This is a genomic window from Pseudomonas sp. MWU13-2105, from assembly GCF_023242315.1.
Classification (GTDB): Bacteria; Pseudomonadota; Gammaproteobacteria; order Pseudomonadales; family Pseudomonadaceae; genus Aquipseudomonas.
In genome coordinates this window covers 281,631-295,229 of record NZ_JALLIY010000004.1, presented here as the reverse complement: position 1 = coordinate 295,229, position 13,599 = coordinate 281,631, and the positions used below count along the sequence as shown (strand labels likewise).

General features: G+C 53.7%; 13 protein-coding genes and 1 pseudogene. 8 read left to right on the top strand and 6 right to left on the bottom strand.

The window, feature by feature from the left end; all coding sequences use genetic code 11:
• Window positions 1-178: 178 nt before the first annotated feature.
• Genes M5B96_RS07755 through M5B96_RS07745 form a run of 3 tightly spaced genes read left to right on the top strand, consistent with a single transcriptional unit; the run spans window position 179 to window position 3,653 of the window.
• Window positions 179-1,375 (top strand): hypothetical protein, encoded by a 1,197-nt coding sequence (locus M5B96_RS07755; protein ID WP_248796107.1) that lies wholly within the window; start codon window positions 179-181, stop codon window positions 1,373-1,375.
• On the top strand, window positions 1,372-1,827 hold the full coding sequence (locus M5B96_RS07750; RefSeq protein ID WP_248796106.1) for a three component ABC system middle component: 456 nt from the start codon (window positions 1,372-1,374) through the stop codon (window positions 1,825-1,827). The genes M5B96_RS07755 and M5B96_RS07750 overlap by 4 nt, the downstream gene beginning before the upstream one ends.
• The gene (locus M5B96_RS07745; protein WP_248796105.1) at window positions 1,824-3,653 is read left to right on the top strand and encodes a DUF3732 domain-containing protein; all 1,830 of its coding nucleotides are present in this window, start codon (window positions 1,824-1,826) and stop codon (window positions 3,651-3,653) included. Before M5B96_RS07750 ends, M5B96_RS07745 begins: the two co-directional genes overlap by 4 nt.
• Window positions 3,654-3,948: 295 nt before the next feature.
• Here the strand turns inward: M5B96_RS07745 and M5B96_RS07740 are convergent, their stop codons facing one another.
• Window positions 3,949-4,731 carry a hypothetical protein gene (locus M5B96_RS07740; protein ID WP_248796104.1) on the bottom strand — a complete coding sequence of 261 codons (783 nt, stop codon included), beginning with the start codon at window positions 4,729-4,731 and terminating at the stop codon, window positions 3,949-3,951.
• Window positions 4,732-4,841: 110 nt separating this feature from the next.
• On the opposite strand from M5B96_RS07740, the pseudogene M5B96_RS07735 reads away from it, so the two are divergent.
• A pseudogene (locus M5B96_RS07735) lies at window positions 4,842-5,061 on the top strand (transposase domain-containing protein); the annotation flags it as partial.
• A gap of 626 nt (window positions 5,062-5,687) precedes the next feature.
• Here the strand turns inward: M5B96_RS07735 and M5B96_RS07730 are convergent.
• Window positions 5,688-7,289, bottom strand: coding sequence for a hypothetical protein (locus M5B96_RS07730; protein WP_248796103.1), 1,602 nt, complete (start codon window positions 7,287-7,289; stop codon window positions 5,688-5,690).
• A gap of 380 nt (window positions 7,290-7,669) precedes the next feature.
• On the opposite strand from M5B96_RS07730, the gene M5B96_RS07725 reads away from it, so the two are divergent.
• The gene (locus M5B96_RS07725; RefSeq protein ID WP_412548595.1) at window positions 7,670-8,620 is read left to right on the top strand and encodes a GlxA family transcriptional regulator; all 951 of its coding nucleotides are present in this window, start codon (window positions 7,670-7,672) and stop codon (window positions 8,618-8,620) included.
• Between the two features lie 69 nt (window positions 8,621-8,689).
• Here the strand turns inward: M5B96_RS07725 and M5B96_RS07720 are convergent, their stop codons facing one another.
• The 3 genes from M5B96_RS07720 to M5B96_RS07710 form a co-directional block, all read right to left on the bottom strand.
• A complete protein-coding gene (locus M5B96_RS07720) occupies window positions 8,690-9,172 on the bottom strand; it encodes a YybH family protein (RefSeq protein WP_248796101.1) in 483 nt (160 codons plus the stop codon).
• 81 nt (window positions 9,173-9,253) lie between these two features.
• Entirely contained in the window at window positions 9,254-10,108 is an 855-nt protein-coding gene (locus tag M5B96_RS07715; RefSeq protein ID WP_248796100.1) for a DJ-1/PfpI family protein, read from the bottom strand.
• A gap of 13 nt (window positions 10,109-10,121) precedes the next feature.
• Window positions 10,122-10,868 (bottom strand): SDR family oxidoreductase, encoded by a 747-nt coding sequence (locus M5B96_RS07710; RefSeq protein WP_248796099.1) that lies wholly within the window; start codon window positions 10,866-10,868, stop codon window positions 10,122-10,124.
• 434 nt (window positions 10,869-11,302) lie between these two features.
• Between M5B96_RS07710 and M5B96_RS07705 the strand changes: the two genes are divergently transcribed.
• The 3 genes from M5B96_RS07705 to M5B96_RS07695 all read left to right on the top strand — a co-directional run bounded on the left by M5B96_RS07705 (window position 11,303) and on the right by M5B96_RS07695 (window position 12,756).
• Window positions 11,303-11,542 (top strand): hypothetical protein, encoded by a 240-nt coding sequence (locus tag M5B96_RS07705; RefSeq protein ID WP_248796098.1) that lies wholly within the window; start codon window positions 11,303-11,305, stop codon window positions 11,540-11,542.
• Between the two features lie 171 nt (window positions 11,543-11,713).
• Window positions 11,714-12,139, top strand: coding sequence for a hypothetical protein (locus tag M5B96_RS07700; protein WP_248796097.1), 426 nt, complete (start codon window positions 11,714-11,716; stop codon window positions 12,137-12,139).
• 206 nt (window positions 12,140-12,345) lie between these two features.
• Complete coding sequence (locus M5B96_RS07695; protein ID WP_248796096.1) at window positions 12,346-12,756, top strand: VOC family protein; 411 nt, start codon at window positions 12,346-12,348, stop codon at window positions 12,754-12,756.
• A gap of 185 nt (window positions 12,757-12,941) precedes the next feature.
• On the opposite strand, the gene M5B96_RS07690 is transcribed toward M5B96_RS07695, so the two are convergent.
• Window positions 12,942-13,577: a response regulator transcription factor gene (locus tag M5B96_RS07690; protein ID WP_248796095.1), complete on the bottom strand. Its 636-nt coding sequence runs from the start codon at window positions 13,575-13,577 to the stop codon at window positions 12,942-12,944.
• Window positions 13,578-13,599 lie beyond the last annotated feature (22 nt).

Sequence of the window (13,599 nt, the reverse complement as noted above, 5' to 3'; positions counted from 1 at the left end):
CGTCGGCAATCTGTAGAGTAGTTATGGGCCGCGTCGGCTCATCGTACACCAAACCGCATGTCCGACAGGGAAGAATGAAGTATTCACTTCTTGATTCCGCTGCCAAGCCCCCCTAATTGGTTCGCCCCTAAGGATGTACAACTAATAATTCTAGACGTATAGCTTCAGGAAGATGCGTATGGGTCACTTAGAACAAACAGCTGCAGATAAAAGCGCTTTAGGATTTGAGTACCAAGACCTAGTGCTTGTGAATACTCTGTTGGGGTTAAAACCTGGAGAGCAAATTGGTTTGGAGGTGTTTGACGACATCCATACCGAAAGCATTAGTGACGACTTGTGTCTCATCCAAGTAAAGCATAGCCTCTTAGGAGGAAATATAACTGAGCGAGACATTGATCTCTGGAAGACGCTATACAATTGGCTAAAATCACTACCCGAACTACCTCAAGGGAAAAATATCACATTTCAAATTTACTCAAATAAAACCCTCAACAACCAAAATCTAATAGTACTACTTAACTCAGCAAAAGCTAACAAAGAAAAAATCATCGCTGCAATCAGTAATATTTTTACGGACATAAAAGCCAAAGAGTCACTGAAAGATAAGACAGATTCAGTAAATCCGATATTCAAATACGCGGAAGCGCTAGCAACGGCAAAGAAAGAAGAAATAGAATTCATCTTAGAGCGATTCCACTTCCATACCGACACGGCTTCCGTAACTCAGCAGATAAACGACAAGCTTTTGTACTTGGCCGTACCTAACACCAAGTTGGACGATACACGAAAGTTTGTTGTAGGCGCCTACAAGGAATACAAAATTGCAAGCATCGTCGGCGGTGAAAAGGTAATAATAACGTATGATACCTTTAGAATTCAAATGGGGTTCGAGCGAATATTGCGGTCCTCCCGAAGCAACGAAGTAGACTATGACCGCTTTTATGATAAGTATTATCATTTCCAGCAGCTAGGTGACCTTTCGTTTCTAACTAGTACCTTCAGCTATCAGTTAACAGATATCGGCCTGCCTCATGAGGACGTCATTGAGCATGGAATTGAGATGCTTGCAACGGCGGACTTAATTCGAGATCTGAAAAAGGAGGGAGATTTCACCCACCAAGATGATGCTCGCCTTGCAGCACAATGTGAAATGAGCTGGAAGAAAATCCATCGTCAAGCACATGGTACATTTAATCAAGAAACTCCCCAATCATTACTTGCCGCGCAAGCGTGCTACGACGCCACTTTGAAAAAAGAGTTGAAATTAAAAAACATTTCTCTTCCCGACGGATTTAGCAAAGGTAAGTTCATCGCCCTATCCGATCTTCCTTCTATAGGGTGGAAGGTAAATTGGAAGGAGCTATATTCTAAATGAACCCACTTATCACGAATGAAGTACTTGGCACTTTAGCGTTTCAAGCTACATTGGCATGCCTACCAAATCGACAGTTAGACCTGACAAAGGCGCTGTTGATTTTACCACTGTTATATAACAAGCGAATCAGGGGCATCCTTAAAAACAAAAAGGTGGTGCATTTAGGCAGTCGCGACTTAGTACTTTCTTTTCCAAAAGATTTTGCAGCTGTGAACAACCACTACCTTGACATGTCAACCACATCATTAAACACAATCCTGCTAGCATGCGAGATGGGCATCACCACGCTAAATGCAAACACATTGTTTTTGAGCGCAGAAATCTTTACATCAACTTGCTCCAAATCTATAGGTCAGTTAGGGAGTGAAATTTTCATCGCTGCCCCGCGCCTTGCAAAAATACTAGAAGAAAGCGCCGAAGAACTTTATCAGAATTTTAGGATAGTGCTATGAGCAGCATACAGATAACCAACATTCTTCTCTGGCAAAAAAATGGAATCCTGAGGAACCTTGAGTTTTTGGAGAATCACGTTAACGTCATAACGGGTGATTCGGGCAAAGGGAAGTCGTCAATTCTTTATATTATTGATTACTGCCTACTAGCCAGTGAGACGAAGGGAATCTCCAAAGCGAACATCGATTCAAAAGTCACTTGGTATGGATTAAAACTTAAGATCCATGGACGCGAGCTTTTGATTGCTCGCCCGTCAGAGGAAAATGAGGAAACCTCCCAGGCCTACTTATCGGAAGGGGAGGAAATTCCTGAAATACCATTTTTTAACATTAAAATAGACAATCTAAAAAAGATTTTAAATGACGCTTTCGGTATCGATTCTGAATTAAAAATCCCATATGGCGGAAGGCACATACGCACTGGTTCAAAGGTTTCCTTTCGTAGCTTTCTACCTCATAGTTATCAAGATCAGAATGCTATCATTGCACCAGAATACCTGTATATCAGACCGGCAGACGGGCGCTATCAAGAATCGATTGAAAGAACCTTTCGAATGGCGCTTGGCGTTGAAAACGTCAAAACTTCTACAGCAAAAACAAAGCTACTCGACTTAGAGCAGCAGCGCTTAGCATTTGAGCGAAAGAAAGAAATATTCGAAAAGAACAAGCTTGCATTTTCAGATGAACTTCAAAGTCTTGGCCAAGAAGCAGCAGCCTTGGGAATTCTAGATAGTATTCCAACGGATACAGATACCCTTCTACAAAAGCTTAAAGAAGTCGTAATTGACTCAGAAATACCACCACCTGGAAAAATTGAAGCTGAGAAAATAGAAAAGCAATTATTTTCGCTTCGTGCCAAAAATAAAAAATACGAAGCGTTTGCCGATAGGAAATCTGAACTTACCACCTCAACAAAACAAGCAGAGGATGCTCTTCGCCCAATTGAGTTTTTCAACGAAAATCCAAATTTAGTATTTCCATCCGAAATGGCGAATAGCCTAATTCATCATCTCCAGATGGAATTGTCCCGTCTACGCACATCATTGAAGAGCAAAAAACAAGCTCCATTCCTTGCTGAAGTCACCGAACTGATTTCTGAGAACGCTAAAGAAATTTCAAAACTTGAGAAAGACCTAGCAGCACTTCAAAAAAATCAAAAAGCTCGATCGACCCCGAAAGAATACTATAAGTATATTGGCCGCCTTGATACAAAGATCCAACTATTTAGCGGCTCGGACAGCCATACCTTCAACTATGATCCGGAAGAATACCGCACCAAAGCCGACCAGCTCAAAAGCGTGATCGAGGAAGACAATCTGAAAGTTGAGTTAGCGGAGCAAAAGCTCAATGAATTCATTAATGAAAAACTCACAAGATTAAGACTCAAAGGATATGATAAATTCACTGCTCGGTTCAGCGAAAGGGAAAGACTAATACACTTGTTTTCGGAAGACCTGTCCTTCATTGAAAAGATGCCCGACATAGGCAGCGCATCTAATTATCTTTATCTACACCTAGCTTACTTCCTCTCCATTCATGAAGTTGCAAAGAGGCATAAGGTTTCGTGGATGCCATCCTTTATGATTTTTGACCAACCAAGCACACCTTATTACTCTACTGAAGGGGAACCAAACGATGATGTTGTCAGCCTTGATGCTGCTTTAATTGAGATGAATAGCTTTATAAAAAAAATGGACCAAGAAGGTGGATTCCAAATAATATTGCTCGAACATATTAAAGAGTCACATTGGACAAAATTAAAACTAGACAGATTCCACTTGGTAGACAAAGAATTGCGTGGAGATTACGGACTGATTCTTGACTAAGAATTTTTTGTGGCTTTTTTCAAATAGCAGTTGCCAGCCCAACTGCTTTCTGCTCGCCAACAGCAAGAAATACCCTTTAATATCCGAAAAACACCGCCGCAATGGCAAAAAGCAACCCAAACTGGTTGTCGTGACAGGCCGAAACGGCCCAGACTGTGTAAAAACGTAGACTTTGTTTTGAAGTCCTCGCGTCTAAGTTAAATCTGCAAGCGTTCGGTTAGTCAACAGACCTGGATTTTGTGTAGGCGCGTGGTGGCGATGACCATCAACTCTTGGTTGATGATCAATTCTTGCCTCAGTACTGATCGATCAAGGAAAAGCCTCGATCCTGGCCAGACCAGAATGGTTTGAATCTCCCAAGATCAAGTCCCGGGATGCTGGTGACCGACCAATAATAATAGTCGAGAACCCAGGTGTATTTGTCGCGGGCCCTTGCGTCAGGCTCTGCTTCCCTGCTCCTGAAGACGTCGACCATTTCTTTATAAATATCGTTGTGATTAAGGTTCGTGGAAATGAAGCTTCGGGCAAAGTGCAGCACCATTTCCCCCTTTTCCTTGACGATATAATTCTTGCCCTCGGTGCTCAATTCATCATAAAGATGGTCGTCGAACATAATGCGAGGATTTTTGGCGACCTGGCTCTCCAGATAGTAGGCTTTCTCCAGCCCGACTGAGGAGATGAAGCTGTGCTCTGCAACGTTTCGCTCAGAATATGTACCGCTGGAGATGCCCCCCCTCACGAACAGATCTTCGTAGCTCAGAAAAGTGGCAAGCAGTGAGCAAAACTGCACCACGCCAAAGAGTTCATCCTCGCTGTTTTCTTTGGCATCCGCTGTTATCACGATGCTATCGGAGAAGAAACGCGTCTTGATTCCCGATGTATCGTAGAAGTGCGATGTCAGATTCATCGTTCCAAACGCATTTTCGTAGGCGCGGTTTATCCTCTCACTGAGGTTGTACTGACCCGCGAAGAATTTTCTGGATTTTTCCTTGTAGCCCAGGATGTCCAGAAAAGCACAGTAATGGCGTTGCGACGGCGGCACATAACGATCAAGAGCGTTCCAATCTGCATTTGCCATTTAAACGTCCTTTTCACTGCTTAAGATTGAGGAAGATGCCCCTGTCACTCGTCAGGGACGAGTGACAGCTTATCAGCCAGCACGCCGAATCAACGCTGGATTATGCTGAAAACTGGATCAAGAATCAAATCCGCCCATTGGCACTTGGGCGCTAGAACCGTTTGTTTGGGGGCTCGTTACCAGTGATAAACGTGCAGCTGCGAACATGAGTTTGAGCAAGTCGGTGCGGCTCGATGGGCATGATCCGTACGCTTACTTGAAGGGCGTTCTTACGTGCCCGCCGACGCATCGTGTGAGTGGATTACCTAGCTGTTGCCACATCGGTGGGTGTCTATTTTAGCAACGCAAGGTGTGTTGGGCGGACACCTACGTCTCCACGACGCCACGACCGGCTGGTTTGAATTTACTTCCGCCTGTTGCCACCGGCAGCTATGGGCAGCTCACTGCCAATCATGGTTACGAAGCGTGCTGGTCAGATCGGATGTAAACGGCTGGTCAAGTGGAGTGCCGTATTCCAATTGGTATTCCAACTAAAAAATAAAATAGTTATTAATCATATAAATCAATACGCTACTGAACGAATTCAAATTACCCCGGCAAACCGAAGCCCGCCTTGTGCGGGCTTTGTTGCATCTGGGCTCCTGACTTTTCGGGCTAACCCTGCCGTCACTCGCCCCACCTGATCAATGGGATCTGTCGCTACTCCCCAGGCTCTTGATATGGCGGCTCGGGTTAAATCTGTCCTTCGTGGTAGCTCTGGACCATTCGCTCGCGCATAACGATGCCGTTGTGTTTTGTCGGTAGATATTTATAACTACCGACGTAATGCAACATCCCTGGCGAGTCGGCCTGGACTACCTGCTGTACGGCGATCAATGGGCCTTCCGCGCGCTCGTACCGTTCAACCGCTGGGCCCGGAACACCACCGCCAACCGCCCGAAGGCCTTTCACGACGGCTACCTGCTCGACGGCAAGCCCCTCGACAGCCCTGCCATCGCCGCCACCGGCGGCGATACGGCAGTCATTCCCAACGCCGCGAGCAATTGCACGCGTGGCAACGGCGTGTGATCGACCAATAGGGCCCTCAATACACTGGCATCGGCTTCAAGCGGCATGTCCAGTGTCCTGCGCACCGACTTGGGCAAGGCCGTGACCATATCCCTTGCCTCACCCAATGATTGGCCCAGGCCGTTGTAGACCCGATAGCGCCCATCCGCCCGTACCAGCACCCGCTGCAACTCGGCCTGCTCAAGCCCGATGCTGTCCAGCAAGGCCCCTGCGGGGCTGTCCTGGCGCACCTCGATGCGCATGCAGCCGGGCCAGCAAGGCAAGGTTTCCAGGGTGTGCAGCACCAGCACATCGCTGTCCTCTCCGGCCGCCGACGCCAGGTAGAGCCCCTCGTACGCGCGGTTCAAGCGCAACTGCTGGCGATACCACAGCGCATCCCGGAGCATCCGCGGGGGTGCCACCTGCGCCGTGGACAACTGACGAAGCTCGTCCTCGTCAGCCCGGGCGATCAGCTCTCGTACCATGGAGGTCGGCAGATCGGCAAAGAACCTTCTGACCTGCCGCACCCGGGGATCGCCCGACTGCTGCCGAAACTGATAACAGATGTCGAACACTTCATTCCTGCGCCGGGCAAGGGCTTCGCCGGCTTTGCGCCTCAACGCCAACAGGCGGTCTGCGGCCGAGGCGTAGTCGCCCCCCAGCCACGCCCTGATCTGCTCGTCGTCCAGATGATTCAGCACACTGATCCACAGATCGCCGGCCATCAATTGAGCCTCGCTCACCGAGATTCGCGGCAAGTCCTCGGCGCTGTCTTGCGGGCACTCGATCCGGTTGGCGGCTCCCGCTTCGAACAACTGCAATACCCGTGAAGTGGGCCAGATCAGTTGCAGTCCCACTTGTTGCAGATAGCGTTGCACATCAGCATCTTTTGCCGGCGTCTCGTCTTCGGGATGCTCGATGAAGCGCCTGATCTCCCTGTCCAGCCGGAAGCGCTCCACGGTATCGAGCAAAAATGCCGGGGGCTGCCGTGCCTGGGGATAGACCTGGTGCAACACGGGGTCGTCGATACCACTGGCCACGCAAATCGGTTCGATGTCGGCGTCATCAAACTCAATGAGCAGCGTGTCGATCAACCATTCGAAGTACGCCCCCGTCTCCTCGGGAGGCTCAAGGGAAACTTCACTGTCAGTGGATGTAGGCATGTAGGTGTGTTCTCCGCGTTTGCTGGCCACCGCCCTTGGCGGCATTGCAGAACGATGGAGCAAACCGGCAACCGCGAGGGGCCACCCCATTACCACACACCACCGGATCTTCGGTCCGTTCTGGCAGTCGACGCCCGGGGCCACCGACGGTCCCCGGGCATCAGCAGCGGCCATGGCCAGGTTGCCGGTGGCCTCGAACGGCACGATCTGGTCATCGTCGCCATGGATCACCAGGGTCGGCACATCGATCCTGGCCATGTCCGCGCGAAAGTCGGTTTCCGAGTGACTGAAAGGTGACGGATCTATTTTTTCGAAAATAAATGCATCACCTTTTTGCTTGAACGACAAGAGCTCGACCTAAGAGCAGATGTCGACGACAGCTACTACGCCCCTAACGAAGCCGACACGCCACACATTCAATTCAGAGCAAACCAAAAACGCACCCATTAACACCCATTCCAAAGCCGCACGCTTTTTAAACTGACCGGAGCCAACCGCAACACCCTGAAACAGCACCTCCGTAGCCTGACCGAGCGAAACCATCTGGAGCAGCACGGCAGCGGACGCGGTGTGTGGTACGGGTTGAAGTGACTCGGTGATTGAGGAAACACCAGCGGGAGCATCAAGTTAACGAGGACCTCTGCATCAGGGGAAGGCAATGACCTGCCATGGCGCTATCCGAGGGTTTCCCGCAAAATACGCCCTCCCGGATTCTGAGTAACCTCATCATGCATCGAGTCGGATTCTTCGTTTGCCATGGCCATGATGCTCTTGATCTTGCCGGCCCCCTTTCGGCGTTCAATCAGGTGCTCACCGCCGCTGGCCATACCCCCTATGATCTCCAGGTCATCTCGCAGGCGGGAGGATCAGTGCTGGGCAATGCCGGCCTGCCGATCGAGACCCAGCCGGTAGGCAGGCGCAGGTTTGACACCGTGCTGTTCATTGGTGGCGATATCGAGCCGATGCGGGCACCGGAAAACATCGCCGCCGCCAAGAAACTGGGGGCCAAGGCCTCGCGGGTCGGAAGCGTGTGTACGGGAGCGTTTCTGCTGGCGGAAACCGGCTTGCTGGACGGACGCCGGGCAACCACGCACTGGCTGTACGCCGCTCAATTGCAGTCGCGCTTCCCTGGTATCAAGATCGAGGGGAACAGTATCTATATAGCGGACGGACATATCTGGACATCCGCCGGCATCGCCGCCGGCATCGACCTGGCGCTCGCCATGATCGAGCGGGATATGGGCGTGGAAATCGCGCGGGATACCGCCAGGCTGCTGGTCGTGCCCTATCGTCGACCAGGAGGTCAGTCGCAATTCTCCGCCATGTCACAAATGGAGCCAGAGTCGGATCGCATCCGCATTGCGCTGAATTTTGCCCGGGAACATCTGGCTGAAGCGCTACCTGTCGAGCGACTCGCCGAGGCGGCCAGCTTGAGTCTGCGACAATTCGGACGAGCCTTTCGCCGGGAAACCGGTGAAACGCCCGCCAAGGCGGTCGAGCGCTTGCGCGTTGAAGCGGCGTGCCTGCGCCTGCGCGATGGCAGCGAACCGATCGAACAGATTGCCCTGGCGGTGGGCTTCACCGATCCGGAACGGATGCGCCGGGCCTTCGTCAAACTGCATGGACATCCGCCGCAATCGGTCCGCCGCGAGAGCAGATTGAGCGGTGAGCGCGGATAGATCGACGCCCCATCAGCACGCCTAGCGCAGTCAGTGGCCACCCGGGCCACTGCGGTCAGACCCGGGCGCTCAACGAGCGTCAGGTTTCAGCGGACCGTAATCACTCCACATGTCGCGGTGCAGCTTCCAGGCACCATCCTGCTTCAGGAAGATCAGGATCTGTTTACCGCGAAACTTGAGCGCTCCACTGTGATCACGGACCTCGGCATCCGAAACTTCGGTAACCGCCTGATCGTCACCGTAGAACTCGTAATTGCTGAAAGATACGCTGCCAGGTGGGGAGCCGGCATAGCCCTTGGCGAAGTATTCGCTGATCGCACGGGCTCCGCTGACTCTCTCACCCCCGGGCGGCAAGAGGGCGCCATCTGCCGTATAGAGGCGACCTATCGCCTCATAGTCACCTCGCGCGAAGGCCTGCGCCCATCGCGCATTCTCGGCCTTGATGGCCGCTGCGGGCGGATGCTGCGGGTCACCGGCAGTGGCCGGCAGGGTAAAGGCGAAAAAGGAGAAGCCGACTGCAAGGGCAGCCGCACAAAGACGGATCTGTCGCATCTGATGATTTCCGATATTGGCTTGAATGGAAGAGGGCTGCACCCGACTGGGCAGGTGCAGCCCACATTGCCTGGCAGCGTTTCAGCGAACGCCGGGTATTCGTGCGAGCCCTTTGGATGCGCCGGGCAGTTCTTTGTCGACCATCGCGATGACTTCTGGCCGAGCGTCCCTGGGATGACCGGAATGGAACGGCGGAGCGGGGTCATATTCGATCGCCAGTTGCGTGAATTCGGCGGCCTGTTGACCACGCAACTTCGCGGCAACACGAAGCGCGAAGTCGATGCCCGCCGTCACGCCGCCGCCGCTCATGAATCGGCCGTTGTCGTCTTCTACGAAGCGATCCGGAACAGCGATAGCTCCGTACTCCGTCAGCTTGTTGACGAAGGCCCAATGGCAGGCGCTGCGCTTGCCCTTGAGAATGCCCGTGGCGGCGAGCACGAGCGAGCCATTGCAGACCGACGTAATATGCTTGGCGCTTTCCGCCAGACGCCGGATCTGTGCCTGGTACTCCGGGCGCATCGGCGCCGACAAGTCCGAACCGCCAGGGACCAGGAGCAAGTCGGTCCTTTCAATGTCGGCCAGTCGCTCAGTGTTGCCATACACGACCCCGAATTCGAGGGTCACGTTGCCGCCATTGAGGCTCGCATAACGAACCTTGGTATTCGGTAGCCGGTGAAAAATCTCGCTGGGGCCGGCGAAATCGAGCAGCGTGCCGCCGTCGTAATTCACGATCAAGATATTCAGCGGTTCGTTCGCGGCCAGTTCTCCACCGCTGCCGGCCTGCGCGAGAGCCGGAGCGACACGGCCAAGCAGGGCTCCGCCGCCGAGGATGGAGCCGAGGGTGACGATGCCGCCGAACTTGAGCACATCGCGGCGGGAACTCCCCGAGCTGAGCGGGCGCTCACCGGTGGCGTTGTTTTCGCTATTGTCGGTCACGATAACTTCTCCTTTAAAGTTGCGAGGCTCCGCCATCGACTACCAGTTCGGTGCCGACCACATAGGAAGATTCGTCGCTGGCGAGATAGAGCGCGGCGTAGGCAATGTCCTCGGCCTTGCCCATGTGGCCCACCGGAACCGCCTGGGCGAACTCGGCCTTACGCTCGCGAACCCACTCATCGGACATCCCCCACTTGCTGATCAGGGGCGTGTCCATCGCGCCGGGCGCAATCGCGTTGAAGCGGATTTTCCGGTCAAGGAACTCGTATGACCAACTGCGGGCCAGTGATCGCACGGCGGCCTTCGCCGCTGCGGTCAGGGAGATGCCATGCTTGCCGGTCTGCGCGACGAAGGATGTGTTGAGAATGACCGAAGCGCCCTCGCGCAAGTCCGGCAGCACCGCCTGAAGCGTGACCACCACGCCCTTGACGTTGATGTCCATGATCTCGTCATAGAGGTCGTCGTCGATGTCGTTGAGTGGCGACGGGAATGCTCGACCGGCGTTGGCAAACACGACATCCAGAGCGCCGAAGCGCTCTTTCACCTCGGCGGCAATCGCCCGCATATCCTTGAGCGAACGCACGTCGCCCTGGAGCACCAGCGCGGTCTCGCCCAGCTCGGCCCGCACACGCTCGAATACGGCAACATCGCGACCGGTAACCGCGACCCGCGCGCCCTCTGCAATGAAGAGCCTGGCGGTGGCAAGACCGATGCCACTGGTACCGCCGGTGATCAAAACCGCTTTGTTCTTGAGCCTCATCTTCTGTCCCCTTCTCTGCCTCGTGATTGGCCAAGCCGAAAGGTCACGGCGTAATCACGGTTATGCGCATGTCTGCGCTCGATTTCCCGGGCAAATTATGGAAACAGCCCGCTGATGGCGTAAAGGCCGTATAACCCTCAAAAAACGCCACAAGCTGGCAGACAAACCGATAGAGATCCTTACGCCAAGGTGCGCCAGATCATGAGATGGCCAAGGTGCTGAAAGCATTGTTGCAACGCTTACACAGCGTGGGGTCGAGGCTGCGTGAGAGGGCGTTGTATCCCAAGGACCAGCGCCTTGCGCGGACAGGCGATCGGTTATCAGATCGAGTTCAAATGGGTGTTACAGTGGCGTGTAATTGCGAAAGATATTCCAGTTTTCATTCCGCATTAAAAATCAATATTAACCATTAAATTCAATCGGTTAAGGAAGACATGCCACAAGAAAGGCTCGACCTGTTACGACTTCCAAAACCCATCCGGGACCCCGTCAGCGACCTAGTGCGGGCCTTCAATGCCGCCAGCACCATTGCGGACGTGGAGGCTGAAAGGGCCATTCAGATTGAATGGATCGGCGGCCTGGAAAGTGCCAAGCGCTTGCGGCCAGCCGATATCGAAGCGCTCTACATCATCTTTGACGATGCCGTGGAGGCGAAGCTGGCGCAGTTGCGATGAATTTCAATCACAGTAGTCAGCGGATATCCCTGCCCTTTCCCTGGGTAATTTTGCATACCCGGCAAGACAACTCACGTTCCCTTGCCTGAAATTTGATATCGCCCTGTGGCGCTGAAACATATTGGCCCCAACAGTACCAGGCTGTTTCCTGGCAAATCACGGAAGGGTGTGATGAGAGTCATCATTGCAATGCTGTTGATGCTGAGTGGTTACGCCTATGCCGATTGCCTCAGCATCGGAGATAGTGACCAGCGTAGCTATTGTTATGCCAAGGCAGGTCAGGGTAGCTGTCTGTCCATCTCCAACAGCGACTTGCGCAGTGCCTGCTATGCGGAAACCGGCAATGGCAGTTGCCTTTCGATCTCCGACAGCGACCAGCGTGCCTATTGCTACGCCAAGACCGGTCATGGCAGCTGTCTTTCCATCTCCAATAGCGACTTGCGCAGTGCCTGCGATGCGGAAACCGGCAATGGCAGTTGCCTTTCGATCTCCAACAGTGACCAGCGTGCCTATTGCTACGCCAAGACCGGTCACGGTAGCTGCCTTTCGATCTCCAACAGCGAACTGCGCAGCCAATGTGACGCCTTGAAGCCCTGACTGAACAGTTCCTCGGCTGGCACCCGGTTGCTGGACTCGGTTGTTATAGAGGACGCTCCAGCGGGAGTAACAAAGTGTGGGCATGCGACAATCCAAACCTCACCGTGAAAACAATAATCACTCAAGCGAGACGTCCGGGAGATTGCTGCGCCCTTGAAGAGTGGGACTGCGATACTCTTGAAACCAACACCTTCGAAGGAGCCGAAATGTTCAGCCATGTGACTGTCGGAACAAACAATCTCGACAAGGCCGCCGCCTTCTACGATGCGGTTCTGATTCCGCTGGGCCTGTGCCGGCGCACGGTCACCCCTGACGGCGGCCCAGCCGCCGCTTGCTGGGTCATGCCCGATCGCACCTTGCCCCGGTTCTACGTCTATTCGCCCTATGACCGCATGCCGGCAAACCCTGGCAACGGCAGCATGCTGGCTTTCTCCGCACCCTCTCAGGAAGCCGTGGATGCAGCCTATGCCGCAGGTCTTCATCGCGGTGGAGTCGACGAAGGCGCACCAGGGCCTCGACCTCACTATGGCGACGGCTACTATGGTGCCTACCTTCGCGACCCGGATGGCAACAAGATCCATATCGCCCATCGTGGAGACTTGCACCTCACTGAGTGACGGTGGGCTCGTCAGTGGATCGTAGCGGCGGAGTGAGGGAGAGGTCCTTGGGCACTATGACCTCTCGGATAGCGAAGCACCCCCGCGCTGAATCCAATGATGACGGTCCACGCATCAATGGTCAGCGCTGTAATGAACGCAGGGAGCACTGTCAGATAATCGCGAGAGCGCTCACCGCTGATGCCTCAACGCAACTTCAACGGATCCACCAACCCCACCGCAATCACCATCCCCACCAGATCCGGGAGGTTCTGCGCCTCCATGCGTTTCATGACCCTGGAGCGATACAGGTCGATGGTCTTCACACTGACCCCCAACTGCTCGGCTATTTCCCGGTTGGCGTAGCCCTGCACCAGTGGCAGCAGCACATCGCGTTCGCGCGGGGTCAGGCTGTCCAGCCGGGCCTGGACCCGCGCCTGCCCTTCACTCAGCGTCTGGCTGTCATCGGCCCGGCTCAAGGCCTGCTGCACGCTGTCGAGCAGCAACTGTTCGTTATAGGGCTTTTCGATAAAGTCGTGGGCACCGGCCTTGAACGCCCGCACCACGATCGGCACATCGGCATGGCCACTGACAAAGATCACCGGCAAGCGGATATCCCGCGCCTTCATCTCTTCCTGCACATTCAAACCGCCCATGCCCGGCATGCGCACATCCAGCAGCACGCAGGCATTGAGCCGGGCATCGCAGGCTTCGAGAAAGTCCCGGCCACTGGTGAATGGCAGCGCCTTGAGGCCGACCGACTCCAGCAGCCAGACCGTCGAGTCGAGCATGCCCTGGTCATCGTCAACCACATAGACCAGCTGCTGCGCCACACTCACCATTGCGTTACTCCTGTTGTTATTT

Excerpts from the sequence above, each read along its gene's own strand:
- M5B96_RS07695 (WP_248796096.1), top strand. The coding sequence starts at position 12,346 with ATGTTCAGCCATGTGACTGTCGGAACAAACAATCTCGACAAGGCCGCC.
- M5B96_RS07725 (WP_412548595.1), top strand. The coding sequence starts at position 7,670 with ATGCATCGAGTCGGATTCTTCGTTTGCCATGGCCATGATGCTCTTGAT.
- M5B96_RS07705 (WP_248796098.1), top strand. The coding sequence starts at position 11,303 with ATGCCACAAGAAAGGCTCGACCTGTTACGACTTCCAAAACCCATCCGG.
- M5B96_RS07700 (WP_248796097.1), top strand. The coding sequence starts at position 11,714 with ATGAGAGTCATCATTGCAATGCTGTTGATGCTGAGTGGTTACGCCTAT.
- M5B96_RS07755 (WP_248796107.1), top strand. The coding sequence starts at position 179 with ATGGGTCACTTAGAACAAACAGCTGCAGATAAAAGCGCTTTAGGATTT.
- M5B96_RS07745 (WP_248796105.1), top strand. The coding sequence starts at position 1,824 with ATGAGCAGCATACAGATAACCAACATTCTTCTCTGGCAAAAAAATGGA.
- M5B96_RS07740 (WP_248796104.1), bottom strand. The coding sequence starts at position 4,731 with ATGGCAAATGCAGATTGGAACGCTCTTGATCGTTATGTGCCGCCGTCG.
- M5B96_RS07710 (WP_248796099.1), bottom strand. The coding sequence starts at position 10,868 with ATGAGGCTCAAGAACAAAGCGGTTTTGATCACCGGCGGTACCAGTGGC.
- M5B96_RS07720 (WP_248796101.1), bottom strand. The coding sequence starts at position 9,172 with ATGCGACAGATCCGTCTTTGTGCGGCTGCCCTTGCAGTCGGCTTCTCC.
- M5B96_RS07690 (WP_248796095.1), bottom strand. The coding sequence starts at position 13,577 with ATGGTGAGTGTGGCGCAGCAGCTGGTCTATGTGGTTGACGATGACCAG.
- M5B96_RS07750 (WP_248796106.1), top strand. The coding sequence starts at position 1,372 with ATGAACCCACTTATCACGAATGAAGTACTTGGCACTTTAGCGTTTCAA.